The sequence below is a fragment of the Salmonella sp. SAL4457 genome (assembly GCF_046548235.1).
Lineage (GTDB): Bacteria > Pseudomonadota > Gammaproteobacteria > Enterobacterales > Enterobacteriaceae > Salmonella > Salmonella enterica.
This window is the reverse complement of sequence record NZ_JBGDZO010000010.1, coordinates 67216-88916: the sequence shown is the minus strand read 5'-3', so window position 1 is coordinate 88916 and position 21701 is coordinate 67216. Positions and strand designations below refer to the sequence as shown.

Annotated in this window: 20 protein-coding genes, 1 tRNA gene and 2 pseudogenes; 17 read left to right on the top strand and 6 right to left on the bottom strand. The window is 53.1% G+C overall.

Features of this window, described 5'->3' with window-relative positions:
* Positions 1-84 precede the first annotated feature (84 nt).
* Positions 85-160: transfer RNA gene (locus tag ACLJNW_RS21700), tRNA-Trp, on the top strand.
* Between the two features lie 101 nt (positions 161-261).
* On the opposite strand, the gene hdfR is transcribed toward ACLJNW_RS21700, so the two are convergent.
* Positions 262-1110, bottom strand: a complete 849-nt coding sequence (gene hdfR / locus ACLJNW_RS21695) for an HTH-type transcriptional regulator HdfR (RefSeq protein WP_001541181.1) — start codon at positions 1108-1110, stop codon at positions 262-264.
* A 106-nt stretch (positions 1111-1216) separates the two neighbouring features.
* Here hdfR and maoP point away from each other — a divergent pair, with 106 nt between their 5' ends.
* Entirely contained in the window at positions 1217-1555 is a 339-nt protein-coding gene (maoP, locus tag ACLJNW_RS21690) for a macrodomain Ori organization protein MaoP (protein WP_000840996.1), read from the top strand.
* 24 nt (positions 1556-1579) lie between these two features.
* On the opposite strand, the gene ACLJNW_RS21685 is transcribed toward maoP, so the two are convergent.
* Positions 1580-3100 carry a YifB family Mg chelatase-like AAA ATPase gene (locus tag ACLJNW_RS21685; RefSeq protein WP_000050210.1) on the bottom strand — a complete coding sequence of 507 codons (1521 nt, stop codon included), beginning with the start codon at positions 3098-3100 and terminating at the stop codon, positions 1580-1582.
* Positions 3101-3451: 351 nt separating this feature from the next.
* Here ACLJNW_RS21685 and ilvL point away from each other — a divergent pair, with 351 nt between their 5' ends.
* From ilvL to ACLJNW_RS21645, 8 genes are all read left to right on the top strand, one after another.
* Positions 3452-3550 (top strand): ilv operon leader peptide, encoded by a 99-nt coding sequence (gene ilvL / locus ACLJNW_RS21680; protein ID WP_001311244.1) that lies wholly within the window; start codon positions 3452-3454, stop codon positions 3548-3550.
* 139 nt (positions 3551-3689) lie between these two features.
* Positions 3690-5336, top strand: coding sequence for an acetolactate synthase 2 catalytic subunit (ilvG, locus tag ACLJNW_RS21675; protein WP_023204892.1), 1647 nt, complete (start codon positions 3690-3692; stop codon positions 5334-5336).
* Positions 5333-5596, top strand: coding sequence for an acetolactate synthase 2 small subunit (ilvM, locus tag ACLJNW_RS21670; protein ID WP_000983260.1), 264 nt, complete (start codon positions 5333-5335; stop codon positions 5594-5596). The genes ilvG and ilvM overlap by 4 nt, the downstream gene beginning before the upstream one ends.
* 17 nt (positions 5597-5613) lie before the next feature.
* Positions 5614-6543 (top strand): branched-chain-amino-acid transaminase, encoded by a 930-nt coding sequence (gene ilvE / locus ACLJNW_RS21665; RefSeq protein ID WP_000208532.1) that lies wholly within the window; start codon positions 5614-5616, stop codon positions 6541-6543.
* Positions 6544-6703: 160 nt separating this feature from the next.
* Positions 6704-8554 carry a dihydroxy-acid dehydratase gene (ilvD, locus tag ACLJNW_RS21660; RefSeq protein WP_001127436.1) on the top strand — a complete coding sequence of 617 codons (1851 nt, stop codon included), beginning with the start codon at positions 6704-6706 and terminating at the stop codon, positions 8552-8554.
* A 2-nt stretch (positions 8555-8556) separates the two neighbouring features.
* Positions 8557-10101, top strand: a complete 1545-nt coding sequence (ilvA, locus tag ACLJNW_RS21655) for a threonine ammonia-lyase, biosynthetic (protein ID WP_010989250.1) — start codon at positions 8557-8559, stop codon at positions 10099-10101.
* 282 nt (positions 10102-10383) lie between these two features.
* Positions 10384-10701, top strand: coding sequence for a type II toxin-antitoxin system RelE/ParE family toxin (locus tag ACLJNW_RS21650; protein ID WP_161976726.1), 318 nt, complete (start codon positions 10384-10386; stop codon positions 10699-10701).
* Entirely contained in the window at positions 10698-11039 is a 342-nt protein-coding gene (locus ACLJNW_RS21645) for a helix-turn-helix domain-containing protein (protein WP_000560826.1), read from the top strand. Before ACLJNW_RS21650 ends, ACLJNW_RS21645 begins: the two co-directional genes overlap by 4 nt.
* A gap of 2 nt (positions 11040-11041) precedes the next feature.
* On the opposite strand, the gene ilvY is transcribed toward ACLJNW_RS21645, so the two are convergent.
* Complete coding sequence (gene ilvY / locus ACLJNW_RS21640) at positions 11042-11929, bottom strand: HTH-type transcriptional activator IlvY (RefSeq protein WP_000365798.1); 888 nt, start codon at positions 11927-11929, stop codon at positions 11042-11044.
* 164 nt (positions 11930-12093) lie between these two features.
* On the opposite strand from ilvY, the gene ilvC reads away from it, so the two are divergent.
* Positions 12094-13569: a ketol-acid reductoisomerase gene (gene ilvC, locus ACLJNW_RS21635; protein ID WP_000024948.1), complete on the top strand. Its 1476-nt coding sequence runs from the start codon at positions 12094-12096 to the stop codon at positions 13567-13569.
* A 91-nt stretch (positions 13570-13660) separates the two neighbouring features.
* Here the strand turns inward: ilvC and ppiC are convergent, their stop codons facing one another.
* Complete coding sequence (gene ppiC / locus ACLJNW_RS21630) at positions 13661-13942, bottom strand: peptidylprolyl isomerase PpiC (protein WP_001096806.1); 282 nt, start codon at positions 13940-13942, stop codon at positions 13661-13663.
* Positions 13943-14135: 193 nt separating this feature from the next.
* Between ppiC and ACLJNW_RS21625 the strand changes: the two are divergent.
* The 3 genes and pseudogenes from ACLJNW_RS21625 to rep all read left to right on the top strand — a co-directional run.
* Positions 14136-14291 (top strand): annotated as a pseudogene (locus ACLJNW_RS21625) (Crp/Fnr family transcriptional regulator); the annotation flags it as partial.
* Positions 14243-14380: pseudogene (locus tag ACLJNW_RS21620) on the top strand (nicotinamide riboside transporter PnuC); the annotation flags it as partial. The pseudogenes ACLJNW_RS21625 and ACLJNW_RS21620, both read left to right, overlap by 49 nt.
* A 99-nt stretch (positions 14381-14479) precedes the next feature.
* On the top strand, positions 14480-16504 hold the full coding sequence (gene rep / locus ACLJNW_RS21615; RefSeq protein ID WP_023204890.1) for a DNA helicase Rep: 2025 nt from the start codon (positions 14480-14482) through the stop codon (positions 16502-16504).
* Between the two features lie 39 nt (positions 16505-16543).
* Here rep and gppA read toward each other — a convergent pair whose 3' ends face one another.
* Positions 16544-18025 (bottom strand): guanosine-5'-triphosphate,3'-diphosphate diphosphatase, encoded by a 1482-nt coding sequence (gene gppA, locus ACLJNW_RS21610; RefSeq protein ID WP_001089451.1) that lies wholly within the window; start codon positions 18023-18025, stop codon positions 16544-16546.
* A gap of 118 nt (positions 18026-18143) precedes the next feature.
* Positions 18144-19409 carry an ATP-dependent RNA helicase RhlB gene (gene rhlB, locus ACLJNW_RS21605; protein WP_000047525.1) on the bottom strand — a complete coding sequence of 422 codons (1266 nt, stop codon included), beginning with the start codon at positions 19407-19409 and terminating at the stop codon, positions 18144-18146.
* Between the two features lie 143 nt (positions 19410-19552).
* On the opposite strand from rhlB, the gene trxA reads away from it, so the two are divergent.
* From trxA to rho, 3 genes are all read left to right on the top strand, one after another.
* Complete coding sequence (gene trxA / locus ACLJNW_RS21600; protein WP_001280776.1) at positions 19553-19882, top strand: thioredoxin TrxA; 330 nt, start codon at positions 19553-19555, stop codon at positions 19880-19882.
* A gap of 247 nt (positions 19883-20129) precedes the next feature.
* Positions 20130-20213, top strand: coding sequence for a rho operon leader peptide (locus tag ACLJNW_RS21595; protein WP_134820045.1), 84 nt, complete (start codon positions 20130-20132; stop codon positions 20211-20213).
* Between the two features lie 87 nt (positions 20214-20300).
* The gene (gene rho / locus ACLJNW_RS21590) at positions 20301-21560 is read left to right on the top strand and encodes a transcription termination factor Rho (protein ID WP_001054532.1); all 1260 of its coding nucleotides are present in this window, start codon (positions 20301-20303) and stop codon (positions 21558-21560) included.
* The last annotated feature ends 141 nt before the right edge of the window (positions 21561-21701 follow it).

Sequence of the window (21701 nt, the reverse complement as noted above, 5' to 3'; positions counted from 1 at the left end):
GAGCGGTAGTTCAGTTGGTTAGAATACCTGCCTGTCACGCAGGGGGTCGCGGGTTCGAGTCCCGTCCGTTCCGCCACCCTAATTAGGGGCGTAGTTCAATTGGTAGAGCACCGGTCTCCAAAACCGGGTGTTGGGAGTTCGAGTCTCTCCGCCCCTGCCAGAAATAATCCTTAGCATCTGCTAAGGATTTTTTTTTGCCTAAAATTACCTGATTATCTGATCAGGTAATCGTAAGTTCCCTTCTTTTTCTTTTCATCATTTTCATTGTTCATCCAGCACATCCGTTTTTAACAGATCGCAGATCAGCGAGTATTTATCGCTGTTTTGCAGCCAAATAGCGTATAGTGGCCGTGAAAGCGTTGCGCTGTCGGCAACGGTATGTAATCCGCCCTTTTCATTTGCCCAGTTTACAGGAAGCCAGCTACAGCCATTTAATGCGCTAAGCTGCTGTCGGGCGAGTTCGGCTGAGCTGGTTGTTAATACCGGCACTTCATCTGCTGCGATCAGCCCTGTTTCATGCTGTTGGAAGTCTGGTCCCCACTCCAGCCGCAGATAATTGAGTTCTGATTTCTTACGGGCAGGGCTGCTGCAATATAACGCCAAAGTGAAGTGCCCTAACAGCTGACTGCTGAACTCATCCATTTTGGGCGCTTCGGTAGTAATGAGGAGATCAAGCTGGCGTTCATGAAGTTGCTTCACAAGCGATTGCCGTTGAGCGATTCTGGCTTCGAATTGCAGGCCGCTTTGCGGCTCCTGTAGTTGGTACAGTCGCCCCAGCCAGGCGTTAAGCATACACTCCCATAAAGACGCGCTGGCGCCGATGGAAAACTCGTTATGGCGTGAGGTATGCGCCACCTCTTTACGTGCCGCCTGCCACGTATTCATCAGCGTTTCCGCATACGGTAAAAGTTTTTCGCCAGCCGTGGTTAAACGGATATTGTTTCTGTGTCGCGTAAAAAGGTTTACGCCCAGTTGATTCTCCAGTTGCCTGATACGAAAGCTCACCGCGGATTGCGTCAGGTAAAGTGCTTCTGCGGCCCGCCCGAAATGGCGTGTCCGGCTAACTTCCAGGAAAGTTTTTAACAATTCCGTATCCACTGTGCTCTCCACAAAATTATTTGTCGTTATGATTTAAATGTTTTGTTTTACACTCTGTCAAGCGTAACTAATACTCCGCGCCATAAATAGCTCAGACAAAGAATTAGGAGCGTGCAGGATGGCGGAAAGCTTTACGACGACTAATCGATATTTTGACAATAAACATTATCCACGTGGATTCTCTCGTCACGGTGATTTCACGATTAAAGAGGCACAACTGCTTGAGCGTCATGGTCATGCCTTTAATGATCTGGATCTTGGCAAGCGTGAGCCTGTGACTGAAGAAGAGAAGCTGTTTGTAGCGGTATGCCGCGGTGAACGCGAGCCGGTAACGGATGCAGAACGCGTCTGGTCCAAGTATATGACGCGTATCAAGCGTCCAAAACGCTTCCACACCTTGTCTGGCGGCAAGCCGCAAGTTGAAGGCGCAGAAGACTACACCGAAGCTGATGATTAATAAAAAGGGCGTAATGCCCTTTTTTTACGCCAACAGCTTTTGCAAATGAATTAACAACCTGTCTATCGCCCGATAGCTTACCGCTTCCTGCAAATGCTGACGTGAGATCTGGTCAGCCAGTTCTATGTCGGCAATGGTTCTGGCCACTTTTAGTAAACGCTGCCAGGCGCGAATGGATAATCCAAGATGCACCAGCGTGTCTTCAAGCCAGCGGGCGTCATCGTGATGCAAAACACAATATTTTTGGATTTCGCGACCCTCCAGACGCGCGTTTAACTTCTTCTGGCGTCGGTACTGCCGTTCATGGGCGGCGATGACCCGCTTTTTTACCGTAGCGCTGCTCTCACCCTTTGAGGCGTGTTGGCTAAGAATCCCGGGCGGTGGAAGCGGTATCTCAAGCGAAAGGTCAAAACGATCAAGAAACGGGCCTGACAACCGATTAAGGTAACGTAGTGTCTGTTCTGGCGTGCAGCGATTATGGTTTCCCTGATAATGTCCGGTCGGGCTGGGATTCATTGCGGCGATTAACTGGAACCTGGCAGGGTACGTTATTTTCGCTCTGGTACGGGATAAATGAATTTGACCGGATTCTATAGGTTCACGTAGCGCATCCAGTGTGCGTCGTTCAAATTCAGGCAATTCATCAAGGAACAAAATTCCGTTGTGCGCCAGCGATATCTCTCCCGGGGCGGGTATTGCGCCGCCGCCGACCATAGCAGTAAGTGAGGCGCTATGATGAGGTGAGCGAAAGGGGCGTTGCTGCCATCGTTTTTGTACCGTATCGGCATTAACCAGACTGAGGATCGCGGCGCTTTCCAAAGCCTCTTCATTGCTTAATGGTGGAAGAATCCCGCTCAGTCGACTGGCCAGCATGGTTTTACCCGTACCCGGCGGGCCGATCAATAGCAGATTATGTCCCCCTGCCGCTGTAATCTCCAGGCCGCGTTTACCCTGCTCCTGACCGATCACATCGCGAAGATCGGCAGTTGCGGTAGGCGATGCCATATCCTGAGCTAAAGGTCTTTCCAGGGCGTGTTTCCCTTCCAGAAAGGCGCAGACGGTTTGTAGATGATCGGCGATAAAACAACCTTCTTTGCTGATAAGCCCAACCTCCGCCGCGTTCTCTGTTGCGACGATAATATTTCTGCCGGCCTTGATGGCTTCCGTTGCACTTGATATTGCGCCAGGAACGCCGCGTAATGCGCCTGTAAGCGCTAACTCACCCACCAGCTCATATGCCTCAAGATTCGACGCTGTAAGCTGCTCAGACGCGGCCAGAAGCGCAACAGCAATAGGCAGGTCATACCTTCCGCCCTCTTTCGGTAGATCGGCTGGAGCAAGGTTAATGGTTATTTTTTTAGCCGGAAATTCATATCCGCTATTAATAATCGCACTACGTACCCGGTCACGCGCCTCTTTTACCGTGGTTTCCGGTAGGCCAACCATGGTTAATCCCGGTAATCCATTACTGATATGCACCTCTATAGTGATAGGCGGCGCATTGACGCCAAGTGCGGCGCGAGTATGAACAATCGCCAGTGACATAATCCCTCCTGTTACGTGGATTATGCGGAATAGAAGAGAAAATCGAATTACTGACTTTTTGTTTTTTAGTAGCTGATTCCTGAATTTTGGCGTCATTTTCATGTAAGAAACATCAAACTGGAAGAACGCTCGCAGAAGCGAAAAGAAGGAAAACAGGGTGTAGAGTGCGCCAAAAGGGGGAGGAAAACGTGAAAATTTTTCAGTTGCTAATTTTTCTTATAAAAAACAAAGCACTTTTAGGCATTCACCTGCATTATCTGAAACGTGGTTAAAAAAATATCTTGTGCTATTGTCAAAACCTATGGTAACTCTTTAGGTATTCCTTCGAACAAGATGCAAGAATAGACAAAAATGACAGCCCTTCTACGAGTGATTAGCCTGGTCGTGATTAGCGTGGTGGTGATTATTATCCCACCGTGCGGGGCTGCACTTGGACGAGGAAAGGCTTAGAAATCAAGCCTTAACGAACTAAGACCCCCGCACCGAAAGGTCCGGGGGTTTTTTTTGGCCTGAAAAACTTAAGCGAGGAGCAGAGCGTGAATAACAGCATAAAATTCTGTTTCTCAAAATTTACGACGGGGATGTAACTATGAACGGGGCACAGTGGGTGGTACATGCTTTGCGAGCGCAGGGGGTGAAAACCGTATTTGGATATCCTGGCGGCGCAATTATGCCGGTTTACGACGCGTTGTATGACGGTGGTGTGGAGCATTTGTTGTGCCGACACGAACAGGGTGCGGCAATGGCGGCAATCGGTTATGCCCGTTCTACCGGCAAAACCGGTGTTTGTATCGCCACCTCCGGCCCTGGCGCCACTAACCTGATCACTGGCCTGGCGGATGCGTTGTTAGATTCGGTCCCCGTCGTCGCGATCACGGGGCAGGTTTCCGCCCCGATCATCGGCACCGATGCGTTCCAGGAGGTGGATGTGTTAGGGCTGTCGCTGGCCTGTACCAAACACAGCTTCCTGGTGCAGTCGCTGGCAGAGTTGCCGCGCATCATGGCGGAGGCTTTTGAAGTCGCCAACGCTGGCCGTCCTGGCCCGGTTCTGGTGGATATCCCGAAAGATATCCAGTTGGCCAGCGGTGAGCTGGAACCCTGGTTTACTACCGTTGATAACGAAGCGACTTTCCCGCAGGCTGATGCGGAACAGGCGCGCCAGATGCTGGAACAGGCGAAAAAACCCATGCTGTACGTCGGCGGTGGTGTTGGTATGGCGCAGGCAGTTCCGGCGCTGCGTAAATTTATCGCGGTAACGCAAATGCCAGTTACCTGCACGCTGAAAGGGCTGGGGGCTGTTGAAGCTGATTATCCGTACTATCTGGGCATGCTGGGAATGCACGGTACTAAAGCGGCTAATTTCGCGGTGCAAGAGTGTGATTTATTGATCGCAGTGGGTGCGCGTTTTGATGACCGGGTGACCGGTAAGCTGAATACGTTTGCGCCGAACGCCAGCGTGATCCATATGGATATCGACCCGGCGGAAATGAACAAACTGCGTCAGGCACACGTCGCGTTGCAGGGCGATTTAAATTCGCTGTTGCTGGCATTACAGCAACCGCTGAAGATCGACGCATGGCGTCAGTCCTGTGCAGAGCTGCGCGCAGAACACGCCTGGCGCTATGACCATCCTGGCGAGACTATCTATGCGCCGTTGTTGTTGAAGCAATTGTCGGAACGCAAACCCGCAGACAGCGTGGTGACGACGGATGTGGGGCAGCATCAGATGTGGTCAGCCCAGCATATGACTTACACCCGCCCGGAGAACTTCATCACTTCCAGCGGTCTGGGGACGATGGGATTCGGCTTACCGGCGGCCGTTGGCGCGCAGGTAGCGCGACCGAATGATACCGTTATCTGTATCTCCGGTGACGGTTCCTTCATGATGAATGTTCAGGAGTTGGGCACCGTAAAACGCAAGCAGTTACCGTTGAAGATAGTCTTACTCGACAACCAGCGGTTAGGGATGGTTCGACAATGGCAGCAACTGTTTTTCCAGGAGCGATATAGCGAAACCACCCTGACCGATAACCCCGATTTCCTCATGCTGGCCAGCGCCTTCGGCATTCCAGGCCAGCACATTACTCGTAAAGACCAGGTTGAAGCGGCACTCGACACTATGTTGGCAAGCGAAGGGCCGTACCTGCTTCACGTCTCAATCGACGAACTTGAAAATGTCTGGCCGTTGGTGCCGCCTGGCGCCAGTAACTCTGAAATGCTGGAGAAATTATCATGATGCAACATCAGGTCAATGTATCGGCACGCTTTAATCCAGAAACCTTAGAACGTGTTTTACGCGTGGTGCGCCATCGTGGTTTTCAGGTGTGCTCCATGAATATGGAAGCCGCGACCGATGCGCAGAATATAAATATTGAATTGACCGTTGCCAGTCCCCGGTCGGTCGACTTACTGTTTAGTCAGTTAAGTAAACTGGTAGATGTTGCGCATGTCGCAATCTGCCAGAGCGCTGCCACATCACAACAAATCCGCGCCTGAGCGCAAAAGGAAGAAAAATGACGACGAAAAAAGCTGATTACATTTGGTTCAATGGCGAGATGGTGCGCTGGGAAGACGCGAAGGTTCACGTAATGTCTCACGCGCTGCACTACGGTACGTCGGTATTTGAAGGGATTCGGTGCTACGACTCTCACAAAGGCCCGGTAGTGTTTCGTCATCGTGAACATATGCAGCGCCTGCGCGACTCAGCAAAAATTTATCGTTTTCCGGTTTCCCAGAGTATTGATGAGCTGATGGAAGCCTGCCGCGAAGTGATCCGCAAAAACAACCTGACCAGCGCCTATATCCGTCCGTTGGTATTTGTCGGCGATGTCGGTATGGGCGTTAACCCGCCCCCGGGATACACCACTGACGTCATCATCGCCGCGTTCCCGTGGGGGGCATACCTGGGCGCCGAAGCGCTGGATCAGGGGATCGATGCGATGGTTTCTTCCTGGAATCGCGCTGCGCCGAACACCATTCCAACCGCTGCGAAAGCGGGCGGTAACTACCTCTCCTCACTGCTGGTGGGTAGCGAAGCGCGCCGCCACGGCTATCAGGAAGGCATCGCCCTGGATGTAAACGGCTATATCTCCGAAGGCGCAGGTGAAAACCTGTTTGAGGTAAAAGATGGCGTGTTGTTTACTCCGCCGTTTACCTCTTCCGCGCTGCCAGGCATTACTCGCGACGCGATCATCAAACTGGCGAAAGAGCTGGGTATTGAAGTGCGCGAGCAGGTGCTGTCCCGTGAATCGCTGTATCTGGCCGACGAAGTGTTTATGTCCGGAACCGCGGCAGAAATTACTCCGGTACGCAGCGTTGATGGTATCCAGGTAGGTGAAGGCCGTTGCGGCCCTGTCACCAAGCGTATCCAGCAAGCCTTCTTTGGTCTCTTCACTGGAGAAACCGAGGATAAATGGGGCTGGTTGGATCCGGTAAATTCATAATAAATAAAATTAATATTTTCCCAAAATAATTTGCGTCACAGGAAGGCGGCAACGCAGCGAATCCCCAGAAGCTTACTGTCGTAAGTGACTGGGGTGAGTGAGGCAGCCAACGCTCCTGTGGCGTGAAGTATGAAGGGAAAAGATGGGGAGTAAATAAAGCATGCCTAAGTACCGTTCCGCCACCACCACCCATGGTCGTAATATGGCGGGTGCCCGCGCGCTGTGGCGCGCCACCGGAATGACCGACAGTGATTTTGGCAAACCGATTATCGCCGTGGTGAACTCATTCACTCAGTTTGTGCCGGGTCACGTTCATCTGCGCGATCTCGGTAAGCTGGTCGCCGAACAGATTGAAGCTTCCGGCGGGGTGGCGAAAGAGTTCAACACTATTGCCGTGGATGACGGGATTGCCATGGGGCACGGGGGTATGCTCTATTCACTGCCGTCGCGCGAGCTGATCGCCGACTCCGTGGAGTACATGGTGAACGCTCACTGCGCTGACGCGATGGTGTGTATCTCCAACTGCGACAAAATCACCCCAGGGATGCTCATGGCCTCGCTGCGCCTGAATATTCCGGTGATCTTTGTCTCCGGCGGACCGATGGAAGCCGGGAAAACCAAGCTTTCAGACAAAATTATCAAGCTGGATCTGGTTGATGCCATGATTCAGGGAGCGGACCCGAAAGTCTCTGACGATCAAAGTAACCAGGTTGAACGCTCCGCCTGTCCAACCTGCGGCTCCTGCTCCGGCATGTTTACCGCTAACTCCATGAATTGCCTGACCGAAGCGCTGGGCCTGTCGCAGCCGGGCAACGGCTCGCTGCTGGCAACTCACGCTGACCGTAAGCAGTTGTTCCTCAATGCCGGTAAGCGGATTGTTGAACTGACTAAACGCTATTACGAGCAAAACGACGAAAGTGCACTGCCGCGTAACATCGCCAGCAAAGCCGCGTTTGAAAACGCGATGACGCTGGATATCGCGATGGGCGGTTCGACCAACACCGTTCTTCACCTGCTGGCGGCGGCGCAGGAAGCGGAAATCGACTTCACCATGAGTGATATCGACAAGCTGTCCCGCAAGGTGCCGCAGCTGTGTAAAGTGGCGCCAAGTACCCAGAAATACCATATGGAAGATGTTCACCGTGCCGGCGGTGTGCTGGGTATTTTAGGCGAGCTGGATCGCGCCGGGCTGCTGAACCGCAACGTGAAAAACGTATTAGGCCTGACGCTGCCGCAAACGCTGGAACAGTACGACATCACGGTTACGCAGGACGAAGCGGTTAAAAAAATGTTCCGTGCTGGCCCTGCCGGTATCCGTACTACTCAGGCGTTCTCGCAGGATTGTCGCTGGGATTCGCTGGATGACGACCGCGCAGCGGGTTGCATCCGCTCGCTGGAATATGCCTATAGCAAAGACGGCGGTCTGGCGGTGCTGTATGGCAACTTCGCCGAAAACGGCTGCATCGTTAAAACCGCGGGCGTCGATGACAGCATCCTTAAATTCACCGGCCCGGCGAAAGTGTATGAAAGTCAGGATGAGGCGGTAGAGGCGATTCTCGGCGGCAAAGTAGTGGAAGGCGATGTAGTCGTGATCCGCTACGAAGGGCCGAAAGGCGGGCCGGGAATGCAGGAAATGCTCTATCCGACCAGTTTCCTGAAGTCGATGGGGCTGGGCAAAGCCTGCGCGCTCATCACCGATGGGCGTTTTTCCGGCGGGACTTCCGGTCTCTCTATTGGCCACGTTTCGCCGGAAGCGGCCAGCGGCGGCACTATTGCGTTGATTGAAGATGGCGACACTATTGCGATTGATATCCCGAACCGCAGCATTCAGTTGCAGTTGAGTGAGGCTGAAATCGCCGCACGCCGCGAGGCGCAGGAAGCTCGTGGCGACAAAGCCTGGACGCCGAAAAATCGTCAGCGTCAGGTTTCGTTTGCCCTGCGTGCCTACGCCAGCCTGGCGACCAGCGCCGATAAAGGCGCGGTGCGCGATAAATCGAAACTGGGAGGTTGATGATGGCGGAATCTCAACCACTGTCAGTCGCGCCGGAAGGGGCGGAGTATCTGCGCGCGGTGCTACGCGCGCCAGTATACGAAGCGGCGCAGGTGACGCCGCTGCAAAAAATGGAAAAGCTCTCGTCACGTCTGGATAACGTTATTCTCGTCAAACGCGAAGACCGGCAGCCGGTACATAGCTTTAAGCTGCGCGGCGCTTACGCGATGATGGCCGGATTGACCGAAGAACAAAAAGCCCACGGCGTGATTACCGCGTCGGCGGGCAATCATGCGCAGGGCGTGGCGTTCTCCTCCGCGCGGCTTGGCGTGAAGTCGCTGATCGTCATGCCAAAAGCAACGGCGGATATTAAAGTCGATGCGGTACGCGGTTTTGGCGGCGAAGTGCTGTTGCACGGCGCTAATTTTGATGAAGCGAAAGCGAAAGCTATTGAACTGGCGCAGCAGCAGGGTTTTACCTGGGTGCCGCCGTTTGATCACCCAATGGTGATCGCCGGGCAGGGCACGCTGGCGCTGGAACTGCTTCAGCAGGATTCGCATCTCGATCGTGTCTTTGTGCCGGTTGGCGGCGGCGGCCTGGCGGCGGGCGTAGCGGTACTGATCAAACAATTGATGCCGCAAATCAAAGTTATCGCCGTCGAAGCGGAGGATTCCGCCTGCCTGAAAGCGGCGTTGGAAGCCGGTCATCCAGTGGATCTCCCGCGCGTTGGGTTGTTTGCTGAAGGCGTAGCGGTAAAACGCATCGGCGACGAAACGTTCCGGCTGTGCCAGGAATATCTCGACGACATTATTACAGTCGATAGCGACGCGATCTGCGCGGCGATGAAAGACCTGTTTGAAGATGTGCGTGCGGTGGCGGAGCCCTCCGGCGCGCTGGCGCTGGCGGGGATGAAAAAATATATCGCCCAGCACAATATTCGCGGCGAACGCCTGGCGCACGTCCTTTCCGGCGCCAACGTCAACTTCCACGGCTTGCGCTATGTGTCTGAACGCTGCGAGCTGGGGGAACAGCGCGAAGCGTTACTGGCGGTGACCATTCCGGAAGAGAAGGGGAGCTTCCTCAAATTCTGCCAGTTGCTTGGCGGGCGTATGGTCACCGAATTTAACTACCGTTTTGCCGACGCGAAACATGCCTGTATTTTTGTCGGCGTACGCGTCAGTCAGGGGCTGGAGGAGCGAAAAGAGATAATCACCCAACTGTGCGACGGCGGTTATAGCGTAGTGGATCTCTCCGACGATGAAATGGCGAAGCTGCATGTGCGTTATATGGTCGGCGGACGCCCCTCCAAGCCATTACAGGAGCGTTTGTATAGTTTCGAATTTCCGGAGTCGCCCGGCGCGTTGCTCAAATTCCTGCATACGCTTGGCACGCACTGGAATATTTCGCTATTCCATTACCGTAGCCACGGTACCGATTATGGCCGCGTGCTGGCGGCGTTCGAGTTAGGCGATCATGAGCCGGATTTCGAAACCCGGCTGCATGAGCTGGGCTATGAATGCCATGATGAGAGCAATAACCCGGCGTTCCGGTTCTTTCTGGCGGGTTAATTCAGCGTTTAGTTTTTCAGGCCCACAAAGTAAAGTGGGCCTGATATCCAGATATGATCTTCCCTCAGTTATTGGGCTTTTCTGCCAGCCCGGAGCATCCACTCATTTAATTTTGCGAGACGTTTTCCAGAAGGCGCCCAATCTGCTTGTGGTGAAACTCGGCTCACCATATCGTTAGCACCGCTATCACTTGCATCTGCTAAAAACAATGTATAAAATTTTATACACAAGGATGTTATGTTACTCACCCGAGCTCTCTCCAATGAAAAAGAAATTCGATGGGTGGGATCTTCTCTGGAGGATCTCCTGGCTTTTCCCATAACGGTACGCAAAGCAGTCGGTTATCAGCTTCACAAAATTCAGTATGGAATTGAACCCGATGACTGGAAACCGTTTTCAGAAATTGGGGCTGGGGTAAATGAAATTCGGATTCGTGACAACAATGGTATCTATCGCATTATGTATGTCGCTAAGTTTGAAGAAGCACTCTACGTTTTGCATAGTTTCCAAAAACAGACGCAACAAACCAGTCAGCACGATAAAAACATCGCCAGAACGCGTTATAACCGGGTGGTGCAACAACGGAGAAACAGCTTGTGATTGCCAAAACTGATAGTGATATTCGCCATGTGACGCCATCTGGCGGTAATGTTTTTGCTGATTTGGGGTTTCATAAGCAGGACGCAGAAAAGTTTTACGCTGATTCCCTGAGTGAAATCGAAAACACGTTAGCCATTAAAGAACAGCTCATGGAAGAAATTACCCTCTGGATTACGCGAAACCAGATGAAGCAAGCCGAGGTTGCTACAGTTTTGCATATATCCCGACCGCGCGTTTCGGATGTCGTCAACAAGAAATGCAGCAAATTCACCATTGATGCTCTGGTGAATATGCTTAGCCGTATTGGGAAGCCTGTTCGGGTAATGGTAGGGCCGTAAAACTAATTCGGTAAAATCTTCCAGAACGCATCAATTAGCGGCTCATGCAGCCGCTTTTTTTGCGCGCAGACGCCGAGTTCAAACGGCGTTTTTTCATCGCTGCGTTCTAAAATCATCACCCGGTTGCGCACTGGCTCCGGGCTGTTTTCCAGCACTACTTCCGGCAGCAGCGCCACGCCGCAGCCCAGCGCCACCATTGAGACCATCGCTTCGTGACCGCCGACGGTGGCGTAAATCTGCGGATTGCTGATTTTATGCCGGCGGAACCATAGCTCAATGCGACGGCGTACCGGCCCCTGGTCGGCCATGATAAACGGCACCGTCGACCAGTCTGGCTTGTCGACCGAAACCTGATTACGCACCGGGCAGGGCAGCGCCGGGGCGATCAGCACCACCGCCAGATTTTCCAGCATCGAAAACGCCACTGCGCCGGGCAGCGTTTCTGGTTTGCCGGCGATTGCCAGATCGGCCTCGCCGGTGACTACTTTTTCCATCGCATCGGCGGCGTCGCCGGTGGTGAGCTTAATTTCCACCGAGGGATGCTCGGCGCGAAAACGGTCGAGGATTGGCGGCAGGTGGCTGTATGCCGCGGTCACTGAACAGAAGATATGGAGTTCGCCGGAAAGGGACGGCCCCTGCTGATCGAGGGTATGGCGCAGCTGCTGGTACTGCAAAAGCGTCTGTTGGGCAAACACTCGCAGCTCTTCACCCGCTTCGGTCAGCGTGACCGTACGGTTATCGCGCACAAACAGCGGCTGGCCGAGGTCTTCTTCCAGCCGCTGAATCTGTCGGGAAAGGGTGGAAGGACTGACATGCATCGCCCGCGCGCTGCGGCCAAAATGGCGGCTTTCCGCCAGATGCAGGAAGGTTTTTAGATCGCGTAAATCCACAGACAGACCTCCGGTTTTTGACGTTGCATAAACCGCAACATAACGTTGTGAATATATCAATTTCCGCAATAAATTTCCTGTTGTAATGTGGGTTCATTCACACAGATAGCAATCTGTAAACCGAACAATAAGCGCGACAACACAACATCACGGAGTACACCATCATGGCTAACTACTTTAATACACTGAATCTGCGCCAGCAGCTGGCACAGCTGGGTAAATGCCGCTTTATGGGCCGCGACGAATTCGCCGACGGCGCGAGCTACCTTCAGGGTAAAAAAGTGGTCATCGTCGGCTGTGGCGCTCAGGGTCTGAACCAGGGCCTGAACATGCGTGACTCCGGTCTGGATATTTCCTACGCCCTGCGTAAAGAAGCCATTGCTGAGAAGCGTGCTTCCTGGCGTAAAGCGACCGAGAACGGCTTCAAAGTAGGCACCTACGAAGAGCTGATCCCGCAGGCTGACCTGGTAGTTAACCTGACGCCGGACAAACAGCACTCCGACGTGGTGCGTTCCGTACAGCCGCTGATGAAAGACGGTGCGGCGCTGGGCTACTCCCACGGCTTCAACATCGTGGAAGTGGGCGAGCAGATCCGTAAAGACATCACCGTGGTGATGGTGGCGCCGAAGTGTCCGGGCACCGAAGTACGTGAAGAATACAAGCGTGGCTTCGGTGTGCCGACGCTGATCGCCGTTCACCCGGAAAACGATCCGCAAGGCGAAGGCATGGCGATTGCTAAAGCCTGGGCGGCGGCGACCGGCGGTCACCGTGCGGGCGTACTGGAGTCTTCTTTCGTGGCGGAAGTGAAATCCGACCTGATGGGCGAGCAGACCATCCTGTGCGGTATGCTGCAGGCCGGTTCTCTGCTGTGTTTCGACAAGCTGGTGGCAGAAGGCACCGACCCGGCTTATGCGGAAAAACTGATTCAGTTCGGCTGGGAAACCATCACCGAAGCGCTGAAGCAGGGCGGCATCACCCTGATGATGGACCGTCTGTCTAACCCGGCGAAACTGCGTGCTTACGCGCTGTCCGAACAGCTGAAAGAGATCATGGCGCCGCTGTTCCAGAAACACATGGATGACATCATCTCCGGCGAATTCTCTTCCGGCATGATGGCTGACTGGGCTAACGACGATAAGAAACTGCTGACCTGGCGTGAAGAGACCGGCAAAACCGCGTTCGAAACCGCGCCGCAGTATGAAGGCAAAATCGGCGAGCAGGAGTACTTTGATAAAGGCGTGCTGATGATCGCGATGGTGAAAGCGGGCGTTGAGTTGGCGTTCGAAACTATGGTGGATTCCGGCATCATCGAAGAATCCGCTTACTACGAATCACTGCACGAGCTGCCGCTGATCGCCAACACCATCGCCCGTAAGCGTCTGTACGAAATGAACGTGGTTATCTCTGATACCGCAGAATACGGTAACTACCTGTTCTCTTACGCTTGCGTACCGCTGCTGAAACCGTTTATGGCGGAATTGCAACCGGGCGATCTGGGTAGTGCTATCCCGGAAGGCGCGGTAGACAACGCACAGCTTCGCGACGTGAACGACGCGATTCGTAGTCATGCGATTGAGCAGGTAGGTAAGAAACTGCGCGGCTATATGACGGATATGAAGCGTATTGCGGTAGCGGGTTGATATACCTTGTCGGGGGGCGCTAGCGCTTACCCGACCTACAAAATCAAGCAGACGATGTAGGCCGGGTAAGGCGTAGCCGCCACCCGGCTTTTTATTTACGATACAATACCTTAATGATGTGGTAACCGAACTGGGTATGCAGCGGGCCGGTTGGCTCCAGTACCGGGCAGGAAAAGACTACTTTATCGAATGCCGGAACCATCTGGCCCTGACGAAATTCGCCTAAATGACCGCCTTTTTTACCGGATGGGCAGATAGAATGCTTCTTCGCCAGCTTCTCAAAATCGCCGCCGTTTTTAATTTGCTCCAGAAGATCCAATGCCAGTTTCTCTTCTTTTACAAGGATATGCAGTGCTGCTGCCATTTTTGCCATTATTGTGTTCTCACGTCGCAAAGATTGGCCGTCACTTTATCACTCCTTAGGCCGTCAGACATATACTCTTCGCCATTACAGGACAGATGTCCCGCCTGATTTAATGAACCGGGAGATAAGCGGCATTTTTAGCAGGCGTATTTCGGATGTGCGGGACGGCGGTCCTGTCCTTTCTGACAAGGGGCGAGATACCATGAACATAATGAAAAACGCAGAATTTCCAGACGACTGGCTTTTAGGGCTACGCCAGGTCGTACGCGACCCAGTGCTCTATGAATTACTCAAATACTGCCCGTTGGAAATCATGCAGTACAGGGCGTTTATGCGATGTCGCTTGAGTATGTTCTGCTGACGGCGATCGCGCTAATGGGTTCTTTCAGTTGGATCAAGAGCGCACAGCGTAATGGCTATACGCCGCTTGCCGCCAGAGCCTGCTGATTGACCTTTTCCTGGCTGCCTGAAAAGGCAGCCAGGTCTTCTCTGGGCCTCGCTTTCTGCTACAATCCCTCCCCCGTTCGAAGATTGAGCACTATTCCCATGCGTTTAAATCCCGGCCAACAACACGCTGTCGAATTCGTCACCGGACCCTGCCTGGTGCTGGCAGGAGCGGGTTCTGGTAAAACTCGCGTAATTACCAATAAAATCGCCCACCTGATCCGCGGATGCGGCTATCAGGCCCGGCATATTGCGGCGGTGACGTTTACCAACAAGGCAGCGCGCGAAATGAAAGAACGCGTCGGGCAGACGCTCGGCCGTAAGGAAGCGCGCGGTTTGATGATCTCCACCTTTCATACATTAGGGCTGGATATTATTAAGCGCGAGTACGCTGCGCTGGGGATGAAATCGAACTTTTCATTGTTTGACGATACCGACCAGGTCGCCTTGCTCAAAGAGCTGACCGAAGGCCTGATCGAAGACGACAAGGTTCTGTTGCAACAGCTGATCTCCACGATCTCCAACTGGAAAAACGATCTCAAAACGCCTGCGCAGGCAGCGGCGGGGGCGAAAGGCGAACGCGATCGTATTTTTGCCCACTGCTACGGGCTTTACGACGCCCATATGAAGGCATGTAACGTTCTCGATTTTGATGATTTGATTTTGCTGCCGACGCTGCTGTTGCAACGCAATGACGAGGTGCGCGAGCGCTGGCAGAATAAAATTCGTTATCTGCTGGTGGATGAATATCAGGATACTAACACCAGCCAGTATGAGTTGGTTAAGCTGCTGGTCGGGCAACGCGCGCGCTTTACGGTCGTGGGCGATGACGATCAGTCTATCTACTCCTGGCGCGGGGCGCGTCCGCAAAACCTGGTGTTACTGAGCCAGGATTTTCCGGCGCTGCAGGTGATTAAGCTGGAGCAAAACTATCGTTCTTCGGGCCGCATCCTGAAAGCGGCAAATATTCTCATCGCCAACAATCCGCACGTCTTTGAAAAGCGCCTCTTTTCCGAGCTCGGTTACGGCGCGGAACTCAAAGTGTTAAGCGCAAACAATGAAGAGCATGAAGCTGAGCGCGTTATCGGCGAACTGATTGCCCATCACTTTGTGAACAAGACCCAGTACAAGGATTACGCCATTCTGTATCGCGGGAATCATCAGTCGCGGGTATTTGAAAAATTCCTCATGCAGAACCGCATTCCGTACAAAATTTCCGGCGGCACCTCATTCTTCTCCCGTCCGGAGATTAAAGACTTGCTGGCCTACCTGCGGGTGTTGACCAACCCGGATGATGACAGCGCTTTCCTGCGCATCGTGAATACGCCAAAACGCGAAATCGGTCCGGCCACGCTGCAAAAGCTGGGTGAATGGGCAATGACGCGTAATAAAAGCCTGTTTACCGCCAGCTTTGATATGGGACTTAGCCAAAAGCTGACCGGACGTGGTTACGATTCATTGACGCGTTTTACCCACTGGCTGGGGGAAATCCAGCGTCTGGCCGAACGCGAGCCTGTCGCCGCCGTGCGCGATCTCATCCACAGTATTGACTATGAATCCTGGTTGTACGAAACCTCGCCGAGCCCCAAAGCGGCGGAAATGCGTATGAAAAACGTTAACCAGCTCTTTAGCTGGATGACTGAGATGCTGGAAGGCAACGAACTCGATGAGCCGATGACGCTGACCCAGGTGGTTACACGCTTTACGCTGCGCGATATGATGGAGCGCGGCGAGAGCGAAGAAGAGCTGGATCAGGTACAGTTGATGACGCTTCATGCATCGAAAGGACTGGAATTCCCGTATGTCTATATGGTGGGAATGGAAGAAGGATTTTTGCCGCATCAAAGCAGCATTGACGAAGATAATATTGAGGAAGAGCGTCGGCTGGCCTATGTCGGGATCACTCGCGCGCAAAAAGAGCTCACCTTTACATTATGTAAAGAGCGCCGTCAGTATGGGGAACTGGTGCGCCCGGAACCCAGCCGCTTCCTGTTAGAACTGCCGCAGGATGATTTAATCTGGGAGCAGGAGCGCAAAGTGGTAAGCGCTGAGGAGCGAATGCAAAAAGGGCAAAGTCACCTGGCTAATCTGAAAGCCATGATGGCGGCAAAGCGAGCGAAATCGTAGGCCGGATAAGCGAAGCGTCATCCGGCAATCAAACTACGGTTAGCGAACGTCCAGCGGCCAGTGTACATAGCTTTGCCACTGGCTTTCCTGATCAATCAACTCTTTACCCAGCGGGTGATGTGCCAGCCAGTCGCCAGGCAAGGTTAACGTCAGATTTTCATTTAGCGCCTGTAGCGTAATTTCTGGTACCAGATCGTCACGACGGCGACCGGCAAAAAGAATCGCCAGTCGCAGCAAACGGCATAGCTGTTCCGCAACACGGGGCGGTACCGCGTTTTGCTGATGAAGCGAAGAGAGATCGACCGGATTGGTCTGATTCAGTAAGAGGGTGGCGAGCAATTTTTTCTGCGCGGGCGTATAGCCAGGCAGATCCAAATGGCGTACTAAATAGGCGGCATGATAGGGCGCCTGTTTAAAATCAACGCTCAGACCGATCTCATGCAATTGGCAAGCGCTCAGCAACAGTTCACGACTAATAGGCTCAATATGCCAGGCATTTTCTACCTGTTTGAGGAAGTTATCTGCCAGCTTCGCTACGCGGTTCGCCTGCTCGGTATCGACGATAAACCGACGCTGAATGTTTCGCAGCGTGCGGCTGCGGATATCCTGATCTACCGCCAGATGCAACATCCCATACACCAGCCCTTCGCGTAACGCGCCGCCTGCCAGCGTCATGCTCTGGATGTTCAGCTCGGTAAATATCGCGATCAGAATAGCCAGCCCGCTTGGGAAAACCAGCGCGCGCTCCAGCGTCAGGCCTTCGATTTCCAGCTCTTCCAGACGCCCGCACTGTATCGCGCGTTGTTTTAGCTGCTGCAGTTTGGCGAGCGTAATGCGCTCGTCCATCCCCTGCGCCATCATGATTTCCTGCAATGCCTGTACGGTGCCGGAGGCACCCACGCAGACCTTCCAGCCATGAAAACGCAGTTCATCGGCGACCGGACGCAGTACATCGCGCGCGGCCTTCTCCGCATCATCAAAGTTTTCTTGCGCCAGATTACGATCGCTAAAATAGCGTTCAAGCCACGTTACGCAGCCCATGGACAGGCTAAATAGCGACGTGGTTTGCGCGCCAGTGCCGGTAACTAGTTCAGTGCTGGCGCCGCCGATATCCACCACCAGTCGCTGATCTGCGCCGCCGGTGGTATGAGCGACTCCCTGATAAATCAGCCGCGCCTCTTCTTCGCCGCTGATAACCTGCACCGGACAACCAAGGATAGTCTGCGCTTTCGCGATAAATTCCCCCGCATTAACGGCGAGACGCAATGTTGCGGTGGCAACCACGCGGATTTGCGGCTGCGGGATATCCTGCAAACGTTCAGCAAACAGACGCAGGCATTGCCAGCCGCGTTCCATCGCTTCGGCCGAAAGGTGGTTGTCGTTGTTCAGACCCGCGGCCAGACGCACCTTGCGTTTTATTCGGGTCAGCGTCTGGATGCTTCCCGCCGCCTCGCGCACGACCAGCATATGAAAACTATTGGAACCGAGATCAATGGCGGCATACAACGAGGTGGAATTCATACACTTCATCCTTCAACCTGTATCCGTGTTGGCTGCGTACTCTTCCTAAGCTCATCGGGATTTGTTTTCTTGCCGCCTTGATACAGGCTAAATGATTTTGTGTATGGCATAACTTTTCTTAACCTGAACGACGACGATTACGCGGAGCGCCAGCGCGGCGCGGACCATTGCCAGGACGCGAACGCGTCAGACGCAACGGCTTGGGCAGATCGTTCATGAGCGCTTCCGGATTGTATTTGCTGACCGGAATCGAGTGGCCGATATAGCTCTCAATGGCGGGCAGATTCAGCGCATACTCTTCGCAAGCCAGGCTGATGGAATGTCCGCTGGCGCCAGCGCGACCGGTACGACCGATACGGTGAACATAGTCTTCACAATCGTCTGGCAGATCGTAGTTAAAGACGTGCGTTACGGCGGGGATATGCAACCCGCGCGCCGCGACATCGGTCGCCACAAGAATATCCAGATCGCCGCGGGTGAACTCATCCAGAATCCGCAGGCGCTTTTTCTGCGCGACGTCGCCGGTCAGCAGACCAACACGATGGCCATCTGCCGCCAGATGTCCCCAGATATCTTCGCAACGATGCTTGGTGTTGGCGAAAATAATGGCGCGATCCGGCCACTCTTCTTCGATCAGCGTTTGCAGTAAACGCATTTTCTCTTCATTAGAGGGGTAGAAAAGCTCTTCTTTAATGCGGTGGCCGGTCTTTTGCTCCGGTTCCACTTCAACATATTCGGCGTTGTTCATCTGTTCAAACGCCAGCTCGCGAACCCGATAAGACAGGGTGGCGGAGAACAACATGTTCAGACGCTGCGCAGCCGGCGGCATACGACGGAACAGCCAGCGGATATCTTTAATAAAGCCCAAATCGTACATGCGATCGGCTTCATCGAGTACGACGACCTGAATGGCGCCGAGGTTAATGTGGTTTTGTTTGGCGTAGTCGATCAGTCGGCCCGTCGTACCAATAAGAATATCAACGCCGCTTTCCAGCACTTTAAGCTGCTTGTCGTAACCATCGCCGCCGTAAGCCAGGCCTAATTTTAAGCCTGTCGCTTGCGCCAACGGCTCCGCGTCTGCGTGAATTTGTACGGCTAATTCACGCGTCGGCGCCATGATCAGCGCGCGCGGCTGGTTCACCTTGCGATCGTCGATCGCGGGATGAGAAAGTAAATAATGAAACGTTGACGTCAGAAACGCCATCGTTTTCCCGGTACCGGTTTGCGCCTGCCCTGCAACGTCACGACCCGCCAGCGTTAGCGGAAGGGCCAGTGCCTGAATGGGCGTACAATTATAAAACCCTTTTTTTTCAAGGGCTTCAACCACCTGTGGGTGCAGGGCGAAGTCGGAAAACTTCTGTTCTGTTAAATGTGTTTTGCTCATAGTGTGGTAGAATATCAGCTTACTATTGCTTTACGAAAGCGTATCCGGTGAAATAAAGTCAACCTTTGTTGGCGAAGTTAACATCAGCACCTCGTTGGTTAATGCTACACCAACACGCCAGGCTTATTCCTGTGGAGTTATATATGAGCGATAAAATTATTCACCTGACTGACGACAGTTTTGACACGGATGTACTCAAAGCGGACGGGGCTATCCTCGTTGATTTCTGGGCAGAGTGGTGCGGGCCGTGTAAAATGATCGCTCCGATTCTGGATGAAATCGCTGACGAATATCAGGGCAAATTGACCGTTGCCAAACTGAACATTGACCAGAACCCAGGTACTGCGCCTAAATATGGCATCCGCGGTATTCCGACTCTGCTGCTGTTTAAAAACGGCGAAGTGGCGGCAACCAAAGTAGGCGCACTGTCTAAAGGTCAGTTGAAAGAGTTTCTCGACGCCAATCTGGCGTAATACCTTTTATACGTCGAATGACAAAGGCGCTGTATGGTCAGGCGTCTGTCATTCGACGAATGATTAAGGTATCAGGCAGTTTCGTGGCGTCTGTTGTCCTTACGTTATTCTTAAATTGTCAGGATCTCTGGACGCCCGGTCTGAGTCGTGCTAAGTTAGTATTGACTTCGAATTAAACATACCTTATTAAGTTTGAATCTGGTTTTATCCGTCACTTCCCGTTTTTTCTCGCACGAGAAGTGGAAAGATTCCTGGCTCTTCGCTCATTCCGTCTTGTCGTTTCAGTTCTGCGTACTTTCCTGTGACCAGACAGCGAACAGACATGAGTTGATAGCCGTAAACAGGCATGGATGACCCTGCCATACCATTCACAACATTAAGTTCGAGATTTACCCCAAGTTTAAGAACTCACACCATTATGAATCTTACCGAATTAAAGAATACGCCGGTTTCTGAGCTGATCACTCTCGGCGAAAGTATGGGGCTGGAAAACCTGGCCCGTATGCGCAAGCAGGACATTATTTTTGCCATCCTGAAGCAGCACGCAAAGAGTGGCGAAGATATCTTTGGCGACGGTGTGCTGGAGATATTGCAGGATGGATTTGGTTTCCTCCGTTCTGCAGACAGCTCCTACCTCGCCGGTCCTGATGATATCTACGTTTCCCCCAGCCAAATCCGCCGTTTCAACCTCCGCACTGGTGATACCATTTCTGGTAAGATTCGCCCGCCGAAAGAAGGTGAACGCTATTTTGCGCTGTTGAAAGTTAACGAAGTTAACTACGACAAACCGGAAAACGCCCGTAACAAAATCCTCTTTGAGAACTTAACCCCGCTGCACGCAAACTCTCGTCTGCGTATGGAGCGTGGTAACGGTTCTACCGAAGACTTAACGGCGCGCGTTCTGGATCTGGCTTCGCCGATCGGTCGCGGCCAGCGCGGTCTGATTGTCGCGCCGCCGAAGGCGGGTAAAACCATGCTGCTGCAGAACATCGCGCAGAGCATCGCGTATAACCACCCAGACTGCGTGCTGATGGTGCTGCTGATCGACGAACGTCCGGAAGAAGTGACCGAGATGCAGCGTCTGGTGAAAGGCGAAGTGGTTGCGTCTACCTTTGACGAACCGGCATCCCGCCACGTTCAGGTTGCCGAAATGGTTATCGAGAAGGCGAAACGTCTGGTTGAACACAAGAAAGACGTTATCATTCTGCTCGACTCCATCACCCGTTTGGCACGTGCCTACAACACCGTGGTGCCGGCGTCCGGTAAAGTACTGACCGGTGGTGTGGACGCTAACGCCCTGCATCGTCCGAAGCGTTTCTTCGGTGCGGCGCGTAACGTGGAAGAGGGCGGTAGCCTGACTATCATCGCGACGGCGCTGATCGATACCGGTTCCAAGATGGACGAAGTTATCTACGAAGAGTTTAAAGGCACCGGTAACATGGAGCTGCATCTCTCGCGTAAGATCGCTGAAAAACGTGTCTTCCCGGCTATCGACTACAACCGTTCCGGTACCCGTAAAGAAGAGCTGCTCACCACTCAGGAAGAGCTGCAGAAAATGTGGATCCTGCGTAAAATCATCCATCCGATGGGTGAGATTGACGCGATGGAATTCCTCATTAACAAACTGGCGATGACCAAAACTAATGACGATTTTTTCGAGATGATGAAGCGCTCATAACCTGGTCTTTACCTGAAAACGCCACGTTTTTACGTGGCGTTTTTGTTTTGCGATTCATCCTGGCGTCATGTCATATAAACTGGTCATCGGGATATGCGCTACAGAGTAACACCATGCACAATACACATTGTTTGCGGTAAA